This is a genomic window from Kitasatospora sp. NPDC097643 (genome assembly GCF_040302625.1).
Lineage (GTDB): Bacteria > Actinomycetota > Actinomycetes > Streptomycetales > Streptomycetaceae > Kitasatospora.
Window position 1 is genome coordinate 49,125 of record NZ_JBEOSA010000013.1, and the last position, 15,951, is coordinate 65,075.

Consider the following 15,951-nt stretch of genomic DNA (forward strand, 5'->3'; position numbering starts at 1 on the left):
CCTCAGTCCCTGACCGGGCCGTCGGTGTCCTCGTCCTCGTCGAGCGTCTCGGGCGGGGGCGCGAGGAGCATCGGCGGCTCCGCCCCGGGGCCGAGGAGGGCGTCGAGCGGGGTGTCGTCGGCGGCCACCAGCACGACCGTGCCCTCGGCGAGGCCGGCCGGCAAGGACGGGTCGACCGCCGCCTCGACGTGCAGGACCAGCGCGGCACGCGGGTCGACGGCGGAGCGGGCCGGGAAGTCGGCCGGGTCGACGCGGAGGGCGCGCAGGCCGACCGGGTAGACGGCGACGGCGACCGTCAGCCGGTCGCCCGCCCGCGTGTGCTCGGCCCACCCGTCCGTCTGGAGCAGGTAGAACGCCCCGGACCCCTCGTGGCAGTACGCGCCGAGCCGGACCACGGCGCGCTCACCCGGCGTGCCGTCCGGGTCCACGACCAGGACGGCGGTGGGTAGGTCCGGGTCGAGGCCGGAGCGGACGTACAGGCGGGCCACGGGGACCTCCGGGCGAGTGCGGCGGGTCGGGCCACCAGTACAGCACCGGCCCAACGGCGCTGCGGCAGAAGGGTCGTGGTCACGCCGCCGGGGGCTCGGACGGACGGTGCGGTGGCAGGGGCTACCCGCACCGTCCGGCGTCCTCGGGGCAGCCCCGCAGCCGGTCGTGTTCGTCGAGGCCTTCGGTGCCTTGCACGATCAACGCGCCCAGGCCGTGTTCGCGGGCGATGTCGACGGCCCGCTGGAAACACACCCGGGCGTCGTCCCACTCGCCGAAGTGGGTGTGGGCGCGGCCCGTCACGACCAGGCAGTCCGCCAGAGAGTCGAGGTTCCCCATCCGCTGGTGGATCTGGCGGGCCTCCCCCAGCACGGCGAGGGCTTCCTCGCGTCGCCCCAGGCCGCGCAGCGCGTCGCCGAGATTGGACAGCGTGATCGCGACGTGGTTGGCGTTTCCGTGGCATCGCCAGATCTCCAGTGCCTCTCGGAACCGGATCTCGGCTGCTGCGAAGTCCTCCATGTGCAGATAGGAGAACGCCATCGTGCTCACCATGAAGCCGCTGGTCTCCGCCGAGCGGTCGAGGTCGAGGGCCATCTGCGCGTAGGCGAGGCCCGCCGCGCCGTCGCCCCTCTGGTTGTGGGCCACGGCGAGATTTCCCAGAACGACACCGGCAAGTCGCTGGAGGAGACGGTCGGTGGCGCCGTTCCGGTCTGGTTCAACGCCCCGCGCGACCAGCTGAACATCGCCGCCTACGGCTACCCGTCCGCTCCGCCGTTCGACGGCCAGGAGCTGGAGCGCTGCGACGGCGGCAAGCCCACCCGCCTGTCCTGGGACCGCACCCGCCCGACGATGCTCGTCATCGGCTGCACGATGACCGGCGGTTCCAGCGGTGGCGCCTGGCTGGTCACGAAGGACGGCAAGCCCGCCCTGATCAGCAATGTCTCCATTGGGCCGCACGGCCGGACGACGTGGCTGGCCGGACCGTACCTGGAGGGCGAAGCCGAAGGTCTCTACAACTTCATCGCCAAGAAGGGCTGACCGGCCCCGACCCGCGGCACGGGAAGGCCGCCGGGCCCTCCCCTCCCCCGCGTCAGGCGGCGGCGGTCCGCATCACCCGGGTGCGGACCGCCCAGGCCGCCGCGCCCAGGGCGAAGCCGTAGACCGCGACCAGGCCGTGGCCGTTCTCCTGCCCCAGCCACATGGCGAGGCCCAGCACGGGGACGCCGGCCGCCAGCGCGATCTCCTTGGGGAGGCGAGTGCGGGTGAGCAGAGCCAGGGCGAGGGTCGCGCCGAGGAAGTAGGTGGCGCCGGAGCTGCCGGCGAAGTTGCGGGGGTCGGCGCTGGGGCCGCCGCCGAGGCCGAGCAGGGTGTCGATCCGGCCGGGCAGCAGGATGCCGGCGAGGAAGAAGCCGAGGGTGAGCGGGCCGCCCCAGTACCAGTGGGCGAGGGCGGCGACGGCGGCGAGCGTGGCGAGGTTCCACAGGCCGCCGCCGAGGCCGCCGTTCTGCATGAACACCGAGGTGAACTCGCGCCACCAGCCGGACTTGGCGGGGTCGGCGTCCAGCGCGTCCATCGCCCCGGACCAGAGCAGTTGGAGCAGCACGCCGCCGACGGCGAGCGCGGTCAGGACGACGGCCGCCCACGGGACGGGCCGGCCACGCAGCGTGTCGCGGCCGACGACGCCGAGCCCGCTGTTGACCATCATCACCATCAACGCGGCCGTGGTCGCGTTGAACAGGATCGCCCCCATGCCCGTCCCCCCATTTCCAACACTGTTCGAAAACCGAGCAGGAGCAAACTAGCACAGTTTTCGAACGGTGTTGGAAAACCTTGTACGGTGGACCGCATGAAGCTCACCAAGGAGCGCATCGTCGACGCCGGCATGACCGTCTTCGCCGAGGTCGGCTACCACAACCTGTCGATGCGTCAGGTCGCCGAGCGACTCGACGCCCACGCCGGCAGCCTCTACTACCACGTGCGCGGCAAGGAGGAGTTGCTCGCCCTGATGGCCGACCGGGTCTGCCGCCGGGCCTACGACACCGGCACCGCGGCGCTGGCCGACCTCCCGCCCGAGGCCACCTGGCAGGACCGGGTCGAGGCCCAGGCCACCGCCCTGCGCCGCAGCATCCTGCCCCACCCCGGCGGCGCCCAGCTGCTCGCCGAGAGCCCCGGCGTGCTGAGCCCCGGCGGCCTCTCCCTGATGGAACGCCTGCTGCGCACCCTCCTCGACGCCGGCGTGCCCGCCGCGCACTGCGGGATCGCCGCGGACACCCTGCTCAGCCACGTCACCGGCTTCGTGCTCCAGGAGCAGAACCAACCCGCCGCCCCGCCGCCCGTCACGGCGGAGCGCTACGCCGAGCTGTGCGAGCAGTTCCCGCTGATCATGGGGCCGTTGCTGCCCCGGCTCGACCAGGACGAGAAGTTCCGCCGCAGCGTCCGGCTGCTCTGCGCGGGCTTCGCGGCACCGGCCTGAGCGGAAGCGAAGCAGCCTCGGAGCCGGCCTCGGAGCCGGCCTCAGCCGGCCGTGCCGCCCAGGGCGGCGCGGACCAGGCGGCCGATGACCGGGACGGCGCCCAGCAGATCGCCGTCCGCCGCCCGGGCTAGGCCGTCGTAGGTCTCGAACGCGGTGAGGACGAAGAGCAGCCTGGCCGCGTCGGCCGGGGCGGCCGGAAGGCGGGCGGCGAGCACGGCCGCGCCCTCGCGACGGCGGGCGTCCCGGTCGGCGACGACCCGGCCGACCTCCTCGTCCAGCGCGGCGAGGGCACGCAGGCGCCGGGTGCAGAGCGGGTCGACGGCCCAGAAGCCGCCCATCACCTCGACGAACCGGTCCACCGCCGCCCACGGGTCGGCCGGCGTGAACGCCTCGGCGAGCCGGGCCATGCCGCCCTGGGCGGCCAGGGCGTCGCAGACGGCCTCCAACAGGCCGGTCTTGGAGCCGAACTGGTAGTAGACGGTGGCCCGGGCGACGTCCGCGCGCCGGGCCACCGCGTCGAGCGAGAGTGCGCCGGTGTCGGCCAACTGGGCCCGCGCGGCCGCGACGATCCGCGCCCGGGTCTCGTCGACCTCCGCCTGCCGCTGTCCCATCCGGTAGGACCGGGGGCTCATCGCGCCCGCCTCCCCTCGCCACTCACGTCCGCAGGACCACCCGTACGACCATCCATACGACTAGGCAGTATCCACGATCCGCCCGCAGGCAGGCCTCAGACGATCACCCGCCCGCCACTGACGTCCAGGGTCTGCCCGGTGATCCAGGACGACGCCCCGGAGGCCAGGAAGAGCGTGGCCGAGGCGATGTCCTCCGGTTCGCCGAGGCGGCCCAGCGGGTGCGCGGCGGCGACCGCGGCCCGCACCTCGGGCGGCATCACGGCGGCGGTCCGCTCGGTGCGGACGGCGCCGGGCGCGAGGGCGTTGACCCGCACCCCCGCCCCGGCGAGTTCCAGCGCGAGGTGGCGGGTGTACATCAGCACCCCCGCCTTGGCGGCGGCGTACGCGGCGGAGGCGCCGCTGGGCAGCCGGCCCGCGGTCGAGGCCATGGTGACGACCGAGCCGCCGCCGCGCGCCAACACGCCGGGCAGGAAGGCCCGAACGGTGAGGAAGGTGGCGGTGAGGTTGCCGTCCAGGACAGACCGCCAGTGCTCCTCGGTCTCGCGGACGGTCGGGACGGGGTAGCCGTCGCCGCCGGCGAAGGCCGCCAACACGTCGACCGGGCCGAGGTCCTGCTCGATCCGCTCGGCGGCCGAGCCGAGCGCGGCCGCGTCGGTGCAGTCGGCGACCAGGCCGAGCGCCTGGGTGCCGCCCGCGCGCAGTTCCTCGGCGACGGCGGTCAGCGCGGCCCGGTCGCGGCCGAGGACGGCCACGGCCGCGCCCTGCCGGGCGAAGGCGCGGGCCGTCCCGGCGCCGATGCCGCGGCTGCCGCCGGTGATCACAACGACCTTGCCGTCCAGGTCGGGGTACCGAACTCCCATGTCCTGTCGCTCCTTTGGGGTTGCTTCCACGGATCGCTGTGGTTTCATTCATACAGTCCGTCTGAATGAATCTCAAGAGACGCCCCGGCCGCTCGCCCCCACAGGAGGAACCCGTGAAGATCGCCGTCGTCGGCGCCACCGGACGTACCGGCCGCCTGGTGGTCGGCCTCGCCCTGGCCGCCGGCCACACCGTCACCGCCGTCGCCCGAAACCCGGCCCGGCTACCGGAGTTCGCGACCGGCACCCCGCTCACCGCACAGGCCGACATCCACCGGCCCGGCTCCCTGCACGGGCCGCTGGCAGGCCAGGACGCGGTCGTCGCCACCCTCGGCACCGCCGACCGCCGGCCCACCACCGTCTTCTCCGACGGTGCACGCGAGTTGACCGCCGCCGCCCGGGCCGGCGGGGTGCGACACCTGGTCACGATGGGTTCGGCCGGCCTGGAGACCAGCCAACTCCCGTTCGCCCAACGGATGGTGACCAGACTGGTGGTCAACCGGGTGTACCGGGAGGTCCACCACGACCTGGCCCGGATGGAGGCGGTGCTGGACGCCTCCGACACCGACTGGACGGTGGTCCGGGTGCCGATGCTCAAGGACGGGCCGCCGGCCGCGCACCCGCTGGTCTCCTACGACCGGCCGCTCCCGCGCGCCGGCACCGCCACCCGCGCCACCGTCGCCGCCTGGATCACCGACCACCTCGGCGACCCGGAGACCTTCCGCCGCCTGGTCCACCTCGCCGACGGCTGACGGCGACGGGCGTCGCGCGGCCTGCTCAGCTCCCCGCCGCGACGCTCCGCCGCCACGCCTGGAACCGGTCGAACCGGCCGATCGACTCGCGCAGCCGGCTGTCCGGAGCCGCGAACAGGGACCTGATCCGGCCGGCCGGGTCCAGCAGCGGGATGGAGTACTCGTCCAGCTCCTCCAGCTCCGCCAACACCTCCCGCTCGTACGCGCCCAAGTCGCCCCGGGCGTACGTCACCAGCGGGTACCCGCCCGCCGGCTGCTCCGGGGGCGGCGGGACGGGGCTGCACCGCCACACCACCCCGCAGTGGCGGACCAGCGTCTCGCCCAGGTACCAGGCGGCGACCTCCAACAGCTGCTCCTCGCGGGCCTCGTGAACGGCCTCCCAGCTCGTGAACCGGTCCCGGACCAGCGCTTCGAGCCGGTCGAGCGAGGCCGGTGCGAAGTCCCAGCCGCCGCCGTTCTCCTCGGCCCACACGGGGAAGGCGCGGCGCTGCGCGGCCAGCCACGCGGTCAGCCGGGGGTTGTCGGCCCACACCGGGCTGTCGATCGTCGTCATGCGCGCCACCCTACGACGGCGGGGCCGAGCCAATCGTAATGATCCTGTGCGCAAGGCGAATTGACGTTCAGTAGACCGCGAGACGGCACGGCACTGGTATGACGATCCGTCTAATGTGAGAGGCCTTTGCGGCGTCGACATGTCACGGGGGCCCCCGACGCCGCAGCGAACCCTCATGCTTGCGGGGCCCCATGGGGGAAATTCCGCGTGACACACCACATACCCCGCCGCACGCGCCCGTGGGCGCGCGCCGGCGTCGCTCTCGCCTGCACCACCGTGCTCGCCCTCACCGGCCTGCCGGGCCTCCAGGGCACCGCGTACGCGGCCAAGGGCAAGCCCTGTGACCAGACCTACGTCCTGCCCGGCAACGGCAAGCCCGGCAGCTCCTTTCCCTGGAGCGGTGACAACCTCAGCACCACCCGGTCCAAGGACGCCTGGGACTCGTACGAGTACAACGCTCCGCGCCAGGCCCTCGACGGGCTCACCATCCCGTCCGACCCGGCCGAACAGGCCCGCTTCCTGGACCAGTTCACCAAGGAGTACGACGAGTACCCGGAGAACACGCCCGAACGCGCCTACGCGCGCTACAAGAAGTACCTCACCGAGAAGGACAACCCGAAGTACAAGACCTTCGACGCCTGGCTGGCCAACGGCTACATCCTTCCGCACAACAACAACCAGCGCGGCGCCTACTTCGAGCAGAAGGTCGTCAACGACCTCGGGCTGATCGGCCCCGACTGGCTCTGCCAGGAGGAGATCCCGATCCTGGACAAGGACGGCAAGCCCGTCCTCGGCAAGGACGGCAAGCCGCTGGTCCGCAAGTTCGACGCCGTGAACTACAAGACCAACGACTTCCTGGAGTTCAAGGCCGGCGCCAGCCGCGACACCAAGCAGGACCCGGCGAACGCGGGCTTCGTGAAGGACCCGCGGTACAAGGACGCCAAGATCACCTACGTGTTCGGCGAGAAGCAGACGAAGGCGACCAGGGACTACCTGGACGGGCTGCGCAAGGACGCCGGGAAGGACTCCCGGATCCGCACCTACGAGCACATCTCCACCAGCAAGCCGGTCTACAACAAGGCCAGCCCGTGGGCCAGCCGCGACAGGAACATGACCCCCGGCGGCAACGCGCCCGCCGGCGGGGCCTCCCGCACCGTCCAGGGCTCCCTGCCCACGCCGAAGGACATGGCCGAGCAGCTGGCGCGCCAGCGCGCCCAGGACCCGAACGGCCTGCGGGTGCGCGGCCCGGGTGGCGTCGACTTCTCCACCCTGGAACTGTCCTACGTCGGCAAGCCCGTCAAGGGCCAGGCCCTGAACTACGCCTTCTCCGCGAAGGAGGCCGACCAGGACGACGACGACCTCGGCTGGGGCGGCCAGGAGAAGGCGAAGCTCATCTCCGACTCCTTCTTCACCTGGCTCGCGCTGACGCCGGACCGGTTCTGGGTGAACCTCATGCCGGACCAGCCCGACCGGATCATGGACGAGACCTTCGGGAAGACCGACGCCGGCCGCGTGCTGCTCCAGGCCGACCTGGAGATGAAGCACGACTACGCCAAGGACGTGGACCCCCGCCAGGGCGTCGGGAAGAAGCTCTCGGACGCGATGACCGCCGCCGGCCTCCCCTGCGGCCCGACGGTCCGCAACTGGATCGTGCCGCAGCCCGCCAAGGTCCGCGCGGACGAGAACGGCATCTACATCCTCGACGCGCCGCTGAAGGTCAACACCGAGGCGTTCACCATCAACGCCCCGAACCCGAACGGGGAGTGCAAGCTCACCGACGCCCAGCGCGCGACCGCCGAGCGCCTGCTGCGCGAGATCGTCGTCCCGGACATCGAGCAGAAGGTCAACAACGCCCCGGCGTACGCGGACCTGCGCCGCGTCTACAAGGCCCGGGTCGCCGCCGAGTACGTCCGGCAGCAGGACCAGCAGCAGGCCACCGACTACCGGCCGATCATCAACAGCAACAACGTCGCCCAGTGGCCGGTCCAGGCGCCGAACCAGAGCTGGACGCCGCGCCAGACCTGGAACGACTACGTCAAGTCCTTCACCCAGGGCGACTACAGCTACCCGTGCGAGTTCGCCGGGCAGCAGAAGATGTGCGTCGTCGGCGGCGTCGACTTCTCGCAGGCCCCGAAGCAGGACCTCAGCCCCGCCGAGTTCGCCGCCCAGCACAAGGACCTGCCACGCTCCACGCAGAACGCCGCGCAGGCCATCGCCGCCAACGCGGACAACGACGCCACGCTGCTGCTCGGCGGCGGGGGCCAGGACGACGGCCGCACCTCGGTGCCGGATCCGACCCCCACGCCCACCCCGCCCACCCCGGGTGACACCGGCAAGCCCACCGCCAAGCCGACCACCCCGCCGAACGGCACCGCCGCCCCCGCGCCGTCCACCCCGGGCGGCACCGGCAACGGCACCCCCGCGCCGGGCCACGGCCCGGACGCCACACCGTCCACCCCGCCGGCCGGCACCGGCGGGACCAGCGGCGGAGGCGGCAAGGGCGGCGGCAGCCTGGCCAGCACCGGTACCCAGGTGCTGGGCATCGCGGGCGCCGCCGCGGCCCTGCTCGTCGCGGGCGCCGCCCTCCTCTGGTGGCGACGGCGCCGCACCCAGGGCTGAGACCCGGCACCCGAGCCGACCCGCGTCCGGCCCCGTACACCCGAGGTGTGCGGGGCCGGACCCGTGCTCAGCCGCGCTGCGCGGGAAGCGCCGAACGCCGGCGCAGGCTCACCCCTGCTGCGGCGGGCGCCGACGCAGGCTCAGCACCAGCAGCACCAGCGCCGACAGGACCGCCGACAGCCGCAGCACACCCGGCGCCGACAGCAGCGTGAACTGGCCCAACGGCGAGCCCGGCTGGATCCCGGCACCGCCGCCGCCCGCCTGGGCCGTCTGCTTCGCGTGCTGCATGCCGTACAGGGTGGTCGCGCTCATCGTGATCAGCGGAATCCCCAGGATCGCGAACTTGCGCATCAGATCGGTGAGTTGACGGGACAGGTAGCCGAGGCCCCAGCCCGCCAGCATGGCCGGGAAGAACCCCGTGGCGGCGCCGCCGACCAGCAGGGCGCAGGAGAGCAGGATCAGCGGGGACGGGCGCCGGGCGCCCTTCCCGCTCGCCGCGGCCTTGGCCTTCGCCCCGCCTCCGGCCTTCGCCTTGGCCTTGGCCTGGGCCTTCTTCTGCTGCCGCCGCGCCTTCGCCGAGGCCGCAGCGGTCCGGGCGGGCTCCGGCTGCGCCGCCGGCTCGGCCGCCTCCCCGGCGCGCTGGTCCGGAATCGGCTTCGCGGCCGGCTTCGGCGGCGAAGCCGACTGCGGCTCCGAGAAGTTGAGCATCACCAGGTCCCAGCCGGGCGCCCCCGAGCCGTACACCTGCGGCGGCGGGACGGCTTCCGGGTCCACCTCGGCCGGCTCCAGGCGCGGCGGGTCCAGCGGCACGGACTCCATCCCGCCCGCAGCCGGTGCCGTCGAGCCGTACGCGGCCGAGTCGTACACGCTGTCCGCGTCCGCGCCGCCCTCGGCACCGCCCTCCGCACCGCCCGCGGCCGAGCCCGCGGCCGAGCGGTCGCTCCACGGCCCGCTCTTGCGCCACCACTCGCCGTCCGTCATCACCGACACCCCGCCTCGCCCGTACCCCGGCCCCACCGAACCGCCCTCGGCCGTGACGCTACCCACCCGGCCCCCGCCCACGCGAGTCCCGCCGGCCCCGAGAAGGCCCGACCCCGGACCGACCCCGCGCCGGGGCCGAACCCGGGCGCAGCGGACACCCCCACCGTCGGTGCACCCGACTAACCTAGGTCGAATGACCACACAGCAGGGCCCCCAACGCCAAGCCAGGACGTCCGCCGGCCCCCGCACCCTCGCCGAGGAGCTGCGCGCCCGCCCCGACGACGGCCTCGCCGCCCTGCTCCGGTCCCGCCCCGACCTGCTCAACCCGGTCCCGGGCGACCTCACCCAGCTGTCCGCGCGGCTCTCCTCGCGAGCCTCCGCGCTGCGCGCCCTCGAACGCCTCGACCGGTTCACCCTCCAGGTCGCCGAGGCCCTGGCCACCGCCCCGGACGGCACCACGCTGACCACCGTCCGCACCCTGCTGACCGGCCCGGCCAAGGTGAAGCCGCACCCGGGCGCCACCGCGCTTTCAGCCGCCGAGCGGTCCGCCGTCACCGCCGCCCTGCCCCGGGCGATCGCCACCCTGCGCGACCGGGCGCTGCTCTGGGGCCCGGACAACGGGCTGCGGCTGGTCCTCGCCGTCCGCGAGGCGCTCGCCCCCACCGCCGCCAACCCCGGCCGCACCGGCCTCGGCCCGACCCTCTCCGACGCCACCATCGGCATGTCCCCGGCCCGGCTCCAGCAGCTGCTCGCCTCCGCCGGACAGCCCGCCACCCCGGACCCGGTCACCGCCATCGCCGCGCTCACCACGCTGCTCACCGACCGCGCCCGCTGCGCCGCCCTGCTCGACACCGCCCCCGAGCCCGCCCTGCGGCTGCTCGACCGGCTGGTCTGGGGCCCGCCCACCGGCACCGTCCCGGACGCCACCCGCCCGGTCACCGCGGAGGACGCGCAGAGCCCCGTCGAATGGCTGCTCGCCCGCGGCCTGCTGCTGCCCAGCGGTCCCGGCAGCGTCGTCCTGCCGCGCGAACTCGCCCTGCACCTGCGCGGCGGCCGCACCCACCGCACCGTCGAACCGCTCCAGCCCGAGCCCGCCCCGGCCGCCGCCCCGCGCGACCCCGAGGTGGTGGACCGGGCGGCGGCCGGCCAGGCGCACACCGCCGTCAAGACCGTCGAGGAGCTGCTCGACGGCTGGGGCCTCAACCCGCCGCCCACCCTGCGCGCCGGCGGCCTCGGTGTCCGCGACCTCAAGCGCACCGCGCAGGCCCTGGAGACCACCGAGCAGCAGGCCGCCTTCTGGCTCGAACTCGCCTACACCGCGGGCCTGCTGGCCCCCGACGGCGAGGCCGACGAACGCTGGGCCCCCACCCCCGGCTACGACACCTGGCTCCAGCAGGACACCGCCGAGCGCTGGAACGTGCTGGCCACCGCCTGGCTCGCCGCCACCCGCGTCCCTTCCCTCACCGGCAGCCCCGACGGCAAGGGCAAGCCGCGCGCCGCCCTCGGCCCCGAACTCGACCGCACCCTCGCCCCGTCCGTCCGCCGCGCCACCCTGGCGCTGCTCGCCGAACTCCCGCCCGGCACCCCGGCCACCGCCGTCGAGCTGCTGCCCACCCTGCGCTGGCAGCGCCCGCTGCGCGGCGGACCGGTCGGGCCCGACGGCCGTGAACTGCGCGACGACCTCACCGCCTGGACCCTCGACGAGGCCGAACTCCTCGGCATCACCGGCCGCGGCGCCCTCGCCGCCCCCGCCCGCGCCCTGCTCACCGCCGAGGCCGACCCGGCCGACGTGCTCGCCCCGCTGCTGCCGCAGCCGCTCGACCACGTCATTCTCCAGCCGGACCTCACCGCGATCGCCCCCGGCCCGCTGCTCACCCCGCTCGCCCAGGCACTCGCGCTCTGCGCCGACATCGAGTCCAAGGGCGGCGCCACCGTCTACCGCTTCACCCCGACGTCCGTCCGGCGCGCCCTCGACGCCGGGCGCACCGCCGCCGACCTGCGGTCCTTCCTCGAACAGCACAGCCGTACGCCCGTCCCGCAGCCGCTCGGGTACCTGATCGACGACGTCGCCCGCCGGCACGGCCTGCTGCGCGTCGGCGCCGCCTCCTCCTACCTGCGCTGCGACGACCCGGCCCTGCTCGGCGAGATCCTCGCCGACCGCCGCGGCGCCGACCTGCGCCTGCGGCTGCTCGCCCCCACCGTCCTGGCCGCCCAGGCCGCCCCCGACGTCCTGCTCGCCGCCCTGCGCGCGATGGGCTACGCCCCGGCCGCCGAATCCGCCGAGGGCGACATCCTGATCGCCCGCCCGGACAGCCACCGCACCCCGCCGCGCAGCGCCCCCGTCCCGGTCCCCGACGGCCCGCCCAGCCCCGACGACACCCTGCTCGCCGCCGCCGTCAAGGCCATCCGGGCCGGCGACCGCGCCGCCACCGCCACCCGCCGCGAACCCGCCCCGGACCCGCGCCACCTGCCCCGCACCGCCGCCGCCGAGACCCTCGCCACCCTCCAGACCGCCGTCCTGCTCGGCGAACGCCTGTGGATCGGCTACCTCAACGCCGAGGGCATCGCCAGCCAGCGCATCATCGACCCGGTCAAGGTCGAAGGCGGCTTCGTCACCGCCTTCGACCACCACGCCGACGAACTCCGCACCTTCGCCCTCCACCGCATCACCGGCGTCGCCGAACTCGACGAGTGACCTCCGGGGCGCCGGAAACGCCTCAGTGCCCCTGCGACTCCTTCATCTTCTGCTTGACCGCCTGGTCCGCCAGGGTGCCGATCTGACCCTGCCCGACCGGCAGCTCACCGCCGCTGACCACGTCCGCGAGCAGGAACCCGGGCGCCGCGAGCGGGCCGCCCGGGCCCTCCCCGATGCCCGCGATGGCGTGCGCGGAGCCGGCGGAGGACGCGGTGGCGGCGAAGGCCGTGCCGACGAGGGCGAGAGCGGTGAGGACACGCTTCGACTTGTTCATGACCGGCTCAACGAGCGAGGTCCCCGCCGGTCACCGGCGTGCGGTTGCGCCGCCCCGGGAGGCGGCGTAGTCCGGAAGGACAGGGGGGTTCCCCAGAGGAGGCATCATGCTCGGTGAACTGATCGGTGAGGTCAAGGGCAAGGAGACCGGCCGACGGGTCCTCGCGGCCGGTGACGGACACGCAGTCGTCGAGGTGTCGTTCGAGGGTACCGGCGGCTACTTCGGCGTCACGGTCTCCGGCTTCGGCACGTACGAGACCGAACTGCGCGCCGACGGAACGCTGTTCGGCGAGGGCCAGGGCGTCGACATGACCGCCGACGGCCAGACCGTCACCTGGCACGGCAGCGGCGTAGGCCACTTCGCCGAGGGAGGCGTCGTCGAGTACCGCGGCGCGATCTTCTTCTCCACCACCGCCCCGCAGCTGGAGCGGCTCAACTCCACCGTCGGCGTCTTCGAGTTCGACGCCGCCCCGGACGGCACGTCCACCGGCAAGCTCTACGAGTGGAAGTAGCCCGTCCCGGTTCCGCGCGGAATGCGCCACACTGGAGGGTCTGCGTCAATCCAGCCTGTCAGCCAGTGGAGGGCACCCCCGCGTGAACGACGGACCGCTCATCGTCCAAACGATTAAGCGGGATACACATCCTAAACGCTGAGTAGCCACGCGGAAAGACACGAGGGGAGATGTGGGGCCCGGCGCTCAGCATCTGCGCCCGCAGTCCGCTGGCTCCGGGCCCGGCACCACCTGGCTCGTTCCGGCATTTCGTCACCTTGACGCAAATTCGCTGGAACCTGCCTGCCCATGGGTCTGCGTCTGAGATGCTGAGGGTCCATCGAGAGGGGCCGCCGCATGCAGTGGAAGATCCACGGGGAACGTCCGATCTACGAGAACCCCTGGGTGAACCTGTGGCTGACCGACGTCGAGCAGCCTGACGGGCGCCGCTGGGAGTACCACGTGGTCAAGCTGCGGCACCTGGCCGTAGCCGCCATCGTGAACAGCGAGAAGCAGGTACTCATGATGTGGCGGCACCGCTTCATCACCGACACCTGGGCCTGGGAACTCCCGATGGGGCTCATCGAGCCGGACGAAACCCCGGCAGATGCGGCAGCCCGCGAGGCACTGGAGGAGACCGGCTGGAAGGTCGGCGAGATGAAGCCGCTGATCTACGCCCAGCCAGCGAACGGGATCACCGACTCCGAGCACTTCGTCTTCCGGGCCGATGCAATCGAGTATGTGGGCCCACCGACCGAGCGCAACGAGTCCGACCGGATCGAGTGGGTTCCTCTGTCCGAGCTGCGCGGCATGATCGACCGCCGCGAGATCGTCAGCAGCGGCACGCTCGTGGGCGTGCTCTACCTGCTGCTGGACGAGGCCGGCCTTTGATCAGCTGGCCGCGCTGGTGATCCGGTCGGCCAACGTCGCTACTGAGGCATTGGCCCGGTAGGGCTTGAGCAGGTGGCGGAACTCCTGGAGGTGGGCGACCACTCGGGGCGACTCGATCACTGCCGCGAGATCGAGGGCTTCCGTGGCGGTAGCGCACGCCAACTCGACCTGCCGTCGCTGGAGCTGGGTCCGTGCGAGCCAAAAGCTGTGGAACGCGCGGCCCCGGAGGTTCGTCGTCGGTTCGGCCCGTAAGGCTTCGGCGATGAGGGGTTCGGCGGCGGTCGCGTCCCCCAGCTGACCGAGGGCGATTCCGGTGTCCACGGTGAGCTTGGTGTGGTCGAAGTACTCGACCCATGCGGGGTCCTCGTCCCCCTCGCGGATGCGCTCGAAGTGCTGTTGCGCCTCGGTGATCGCTCGATGGGTCGACTCCTGGTCGTGTGCGCTCGCGTGGCCGAAAGCTTCGCGCATCGACAACATGGCCATCAGCCTCGGCGTACCGCCGACAAGGCGCGCGCTGTCCTGCGCGGCTCGGGCGAGCGTGATCGCGTCCTGTGCCCGGTCCTGGTAGGTCGACTGGAGGCTGAGACAGGCCAGCACGTTGGCGATGAACGGGCGGTCGTCGATCTCTCGTGCGAACCGAAGCGACTCGGTGAAGTAGCCCTGCGCTGTGTTGTACTGCCGTGCGTCGAAGTACGTCCACCCGGTGAGGCGTGCGAGTTCAGCAGCGATGCCGTGGAGACTGCGCCGATAGTTGGGATCGGCGGTGTCGCGCATTATGCCCGTGACGTATCTGAGCTGACCGATCACCGCCGGCCGGAGCGCTTCGCCGCCGTGCTGGTCATCGCGCCGCCAGTAGTCCTCGATGGACGCTTGGAGGGACCGCAGGACGTTGGGCGTGACCCGCGTGCCCGCCGCGATGGCGAGGATGTTGTCGAGATCGCTGCCTGAACGCGAATCCACGACCGGCAACGGGGCACGGGCAGGCCCGACCGCCGGTGTCGGGCCTTGGCGCGGGATCGGCGACGGTTCCCAACTGCGGTCCGCCAGACCGAGCATCCGTCCCGGAATCCGAAGGCCGTCCGCGATGCGTTCGATGACGGCCATGTTGGTGATCTTCGGTCGACCCTTCATCACCTCGCCGACCCTGCTGGGCGTCAACTCGCATGCACGGGCGATGCGCGACGGGTGAAACCCGCCTTTGCGCTTGGCGAGTTGGAAGATCAACGCGAAGTCTCTCTCCGCGCATGCCGCCACCATCTCGGGGTCTGCGAACAGTCGACGCGGAAGCCCTGGTGACGGCGTGGACTCGCTCATGGCCAGCTACCCCCAGGGCAAGGAAGATCATCGCTCAGTGTCACGCGAGATAACTGACCGCGAGTTTACCCATCGTGGGTACACGCGCTGGCCTTATTTCGATACCGCCTGCCCCGGGATTCTGAGATCGCCTCCGGGGGAACACCCGGAGCCCGACTGATGGAGGGGGCGGTCCTACCGATGAGCCTGATCAAAACCGCCGGCCCATCAGGCACCGAGCACATCGAGATCCCGGTAGTACGACCTGGCGACCTTGGGTGTCTGCTCCATCTGCGCTGCCATCCCGAATCCGCGGGGGCCGCACGCAAGTTGGTGACTACCGCTCTCACGGCCTGGTCCCTTGAGCACCTTGCGGACGTGGCTGAGCTGCTGGTGACCGAGCTGGTTGCCAACGCGGCCAAGCACACGGGGTGTTCGCGGATCTCCGTCTCGGTGGACCGGCAGGAGGCGTCGGTGTGGGTGGGGGTCCGGGACTCGTCCCGCGCGCTGCCGTGCCGTACGGAGCCGGAGGATCAGGCGGAGTCCGGGTATGGCCTCGGCCTGGTGGAATCGCTTTCGTTCCGCTGGGGGGTGGACTGGGCCCCGTTCGGCAAGTGGGTCTGGTTCGCGCTGAGGACGGTGACGCCATGACCTCGGACGGGACTGGGGCCCGCGGTCAACACCGTGGCGAGCATCGTGATCCCGTTGGCACGGTGCTGACGGGGGTCTGGGCGCTCGGGCACGTGATCACGGTTCTCCTCCTCGGAACCGCTGTGGTGAACCAACTGGACGCCGACCACCACGGCCTGGCGCACACCGCGCTGTCGGCGCCGGACCGCGAACCGCCGGCCTGAGCGGCGGCTCACCTCAAGACTCCCCCCGGCCTCGACGACGACACCGGGGCCGGGGGGTCGCACCACCGTGACGGGGACTGGACCCGCCACGCCCTACGGCA

At 72.8% G+C, this 15,951-nt stretch carries 18 protein-coding genes; 9 read left to right on the forward strand and 9 right to left on the reverse strand.

The window, feature by feature from the left end:
• Positions 1–2: 2 nt before the first annotated feature.
• Positions 3–488, reverse strand: a complete 486-nt coding sequence (locus ABTY15_RS11660; RefSeq protein WP_350580270.1) for a hypothetical protein — start codon at positions 486–488, stop codon at positions 3–5.
• Between the two features lie 121 nt (positions 489–609).
• The gene (locus ABTY15_RS11665) at positions 610–1,131 is read right to left on the reverse strand and encodes a tetratricopeptide repeat protein (protein WP_350580273.1); all 522 of its coding nucleotides are present in this window, start codon (positions 1,129–1,131) and stop codon (positions 610–612) included.
• Between ABTY15_RS11665 and ABTY15_RS11670 the strand changes: the two genes are divergently transcribed.
• Positions 1,123–1,524 (forward strand): trypsin-like serine peptidase, encoded by a 402-nt coding sequence (locus tag ABTY15_RS11670; protein ID WP_350580277.1) that lies wholly within the window; start codon positions 1,123–1,125, stop codon positions 1,522–1,524. The two genes, ABTY15_RS11665 and ABTY15_RS11670, sit on opposite strands and share 9 nt — an antisense overlap.
• 52 nt (positions 1,525–1,576) lie before the next feature.
• Here ABTY15_RS11670 and ABTY15_RS11675 read toward each other — a convergent pair whose 3' ends face one another.
• Positions 1,577–2,236: a hypothetical protein gene (locus tag ABTY15_RS11675; protein ID WP_350580279.1), complete on the reverse strand. Its 660-nt coding sequence runs from the start codon at positions 2,234–2,236 to the stop codon at positions 1,577–1,579.
• Between the two features lie 96 nt (positions 2,237–2,332).
• Between ABTY15_RS11675 and ABTY15_RS11680 the strand changes: the two genes are divergently transcribed.
• Positions 2,333–2,959, forward strand: a complete 627-nt coding sequence (locus tag ABTY15_RS11680) for a TetR/AcrR family transcriptional regulator (protein ID WP_350580282.1) — start codon at positions 2,333–2,335, stop codon at positions 2,957–2,959.
• A gap of 41 nt (positions 2,960–3,000) precedes the next feature.
• On the opposite strand, the gene ABTY15_RS11685 is transcribed toward ABTY15_RS11680, so the two are convergent.
• Positions 3,001–3,591 (reverse strand): TetR/AcrR family transcriptional regulator, encoded by a 591-nt coding sequence (locus ABTY15_RS11685; RefSeq protein ID WP_350580285.1) that lies wholly within the window; start codon positions 3,589–3,591, stop codon positions 3,001–3,003.
• A gap of 95 nt (positions 3,592–3,686) precedes the next feature.
• The gene (locus ABTY15_RS11690) at positions 3,687–4,451 is read right to left on the reverse strand and encodes an SDR family NAD(P)-dependent oxidoreductase (RefSeq protein WP_350580288.1); all 765 of its coding nucleotides are present in this window, start codon (positions 4,449–4,451) and stop codon (positions 3,687–3,689) included.
• A gap of 113 nt (positions 4,452–4,564) precedes the next feature.
• Between ABTY15_RS11690 and ABTY15_RS11695 the strand changes: the two genes are divergently transcribed.
• On the forward strand, positions 4,565–5,200 hold the full coding sequence (locus tag ABTY15_RS11695) for an NAD(P)-dependent oxidoreductase (RefSeq protein ID WP_350580291.1): 636 nt from the start codon (positions 4,565–4,567) through the stop codon (positions 5,198–5,200).
• A 25-nt stretch (positions 5,201–5,225) separates the two neighbouring features.
• Here the strand turns inward: ABTY15_RS11695 and ABTY15_RS11700 are convergent, their stop codons facing one another.
• Positions 5,226–5,753, reverse strand: coding sequence for a hypothetical protein (locus ABTY15_RS11700; protein ID WP_350580298.1), 528 nt, complete (start codon positions 5,751–5,753; stop codon positions 5,226–5,228).
• 207 nt (positions 5,754–5,960) lie between these two features.
• Between ABTY15_RS11700 and ABTY15_RS11705 the strand changes: the two genes are divergently transcribed.
• Entirely contained in the window at positions 5,961–8,372 is a 2,412-nt protein-coding gene (locus tag ABTY15_RS11705; protein WP_350580302.1) for an LPXTG cell wall anchor domain-containing protein, read from the forward strand.
• A gap of 108 nt (positions 8,373–8,480) precedes the next feature.
• Here the strand turns inward: ABTY15_RS11705 and ABTY15_RS11710 are convergent, their stop codons facing one another.
• On the reverse strand, positions 8,481–9,353 hold the full coding sequence (locus tag ABTY15_RS11710) for a hypothetical protein (RefSeq protein ID WP_350580304.1): 873 nt from the start codon (positions 9,351–9,353) through the stop codon (positions 8,481–8,483).
• Positions 9,354–9,546: 193 nt separating this feature from the next.
• On the opposite strand from ABTY15_RS11710, the gene ABTY15_RS11715 reads away from it, so the two are divergent.
• Entirely contained in the window at positions 9,547–12,048 is a 2,502-nt protein-coding gene (locus tag ABTY15_RS11715) for a helicase-associated domain-containing protein (protein WP_350580307.1), read from the forward strand.
• 22 nt (positions 12,049–12,070) lie between these two features.
• Here ABTY15_RS11715 and ABTY15_RS11720 read toward each other — a convergent pair whose 3' ends face one another.
• Positions 12,071–12,322, reverse strand: coding sequence for a hypothetical protein (locus ABTY15_RS11720; protein WP_350580309.1), 252 nt, complete (start codon positions 12,320–12,322; stop codon positions 12,071–12,073).
• A 106-nt stretch (positions 12,323–12,428) separates the two neighbouring features.
• Here ABTY15_RS11720 and ABTY15_RS11725 point away from each other — a divergent pair, with 106 nt between their 5' ends.
• Together ABTY15_RS11725 and ABTY15_RS11730 are read left to right on the forward strand one after the other, a co-directional pair.
• On the forward strand, positions 12,429–12,833 hold the full coding sequence (locus ABTY15_RS11725) for a hypothetical protein (protein WP_350580311.1): 405 nt from the start codon (positions 12,429–12,431) through the stop codon (positions 12,831–12,833).
• 336 nt (positions 12,834–13,169) lie between these two features.
• Positions 13,170–13,703 (forward strand): NUDIX hydrolase, encoded by a 534-nt coding sequence (locus ABTY15_RS11730; RefSeq protein WP_350580314.1) that lies wholly within the window; start codon positions 13,170–13,172, stop codon positions 13,701–13,703.
• Here ABTY15_RS11730 and ABTY15_RS11735 read toward each other — a convergent pair whose 3' ends face one another.
• The gene (locus tag ABTY15_RS11735; RefSeq protein WP_350580316.1) at positions 13,704–15,017 is read right to left on the reverse strand and encodes an NsdA family TPR-like regulatory protein; all 1,314 of its coding nucleotides are present in this window, start codon (positions 15,015–15,017) and stop codon (positions 13,704–13,706) included.
• A 180-nt stretch (positions 15,018–15,197) separates the two neighbouring features.
• Here ABTY15_RS11735 and ABTY15_RS11740 point away from each other — a divergent pair, with 180 nt between their 5' ends.
• Together ABTY15_RS11740 and ABTY15_RS11745 are read left to right on the forward strand one after the other, a co-directional pair.
• The gene (locus ABTY15_RS11740; protein ID WP_350580319.1) at positions 15,198–15,647 is read left to right on the forward strand and encodes an ATP-binding protein; all 450 of its coding nucleotides are present in this window, start codon (positions 15,198–15,200) and stop codon (positions 15,645–15,647) included.
• A 62-nt stretch (positions 15,648–15,709) separates the two neighbouring features.
• Positions 15,710–15,850: a hypothetical protein gene (locus ABTY15_RS11745; RefSeq protein ID WP_350580322.1), complete on the forward strand. Its 141-nt coding sequence runs from the start codon at positions 15,710–15,712 to the stop codon at positions 15,848–15,850.
• Positions 15,851–15,951: the final 101 nt, after the last annotated feature.

Coding starts and splice junctions, on each gene's coding strand:
- ABTY15_RS11735 (WP_350580316.1), bottom strand. CDS start 15,017: ATGAGCGAGTCCACGCCGTCACCAGGGCTTCCGCGTCGACTGTTCGCA.
- ABTY15_RS11690 (WP_350580288.1), bottom strand. CDS start 4,451: ATGGGAGTTCGGTACCCCGACCTGGACGGCAAGGTCGTTGTGATCACC.
- ABTY15_RS11740 (WP_350580319.1), top strand. CDS start 15,198: ATGAGCCTGATCAAAACCGCCGGCCCATCAGGCACCGAGCACATCGAG.
- ABTY15_RS11715 (WP_350580307.1), top strand. CDS start 9,547: ATGACCACACAGCAGGGCCCCCAACGCCAAGCCAGGACGTCCGCCGGC.
- ABTY15_RS11730 (WP_350580314.1), top strand. CDS start 13,170: ATGCAGTGGAAGATCCACGGGGAACGTCCGATCTACGAGAACCCCTGG.
- ABTY15_RS11725 (WP_350580311.1), top strand. CDS start 12,429: ATGCTCGGTGAACTGATCGGTGAGGTCAAGGGCAAGGAGACCGGCCGA.
- ABTY15_RS11700 (WP_350580298.1), bottom strand. CDS start 5,753: ATGACGACGATCGACAGCCCGGTGTGGGCCGACAACCCCCGGCTGACC.
- ABTY15_RS11710 (WP_350580304.1), bottom strand. CDS start 9,353: ATGACGGACGGCGAGTGGTGGCGCAAGAGCGGGCCGTGGAGCGACCGC.
- ABTY15_RS11675 (WP_350580279.1), bottom strand. CDS start 2,236: ATGGGGGCGATCCTGTTCAACGCGACCACGGCCGCGTTGATGGTGATG.
- ABTY15_RS11685 (WP_350580285.1), bottom strand. CDS start 3,591: ATGAGCCCCCGGTCCTACCGGATGGGACAGCGGCAGGCGGAGGTCGAC.
- ABTY15_RS11720 (WP_350580309.1), bottom strand. CDS start 12,322: ATGAACAAGTCGAAGCGTGTCCTCACCGCTCTCGCCCTCGTCGGCACG.
- ABTY15_RS11680 (WP_350580282.1), top strand. CDS start 2,333: ATGAAGCTCACCAAGGAGCGCATCGTCGACGCCGGCATGACCGTCTTC.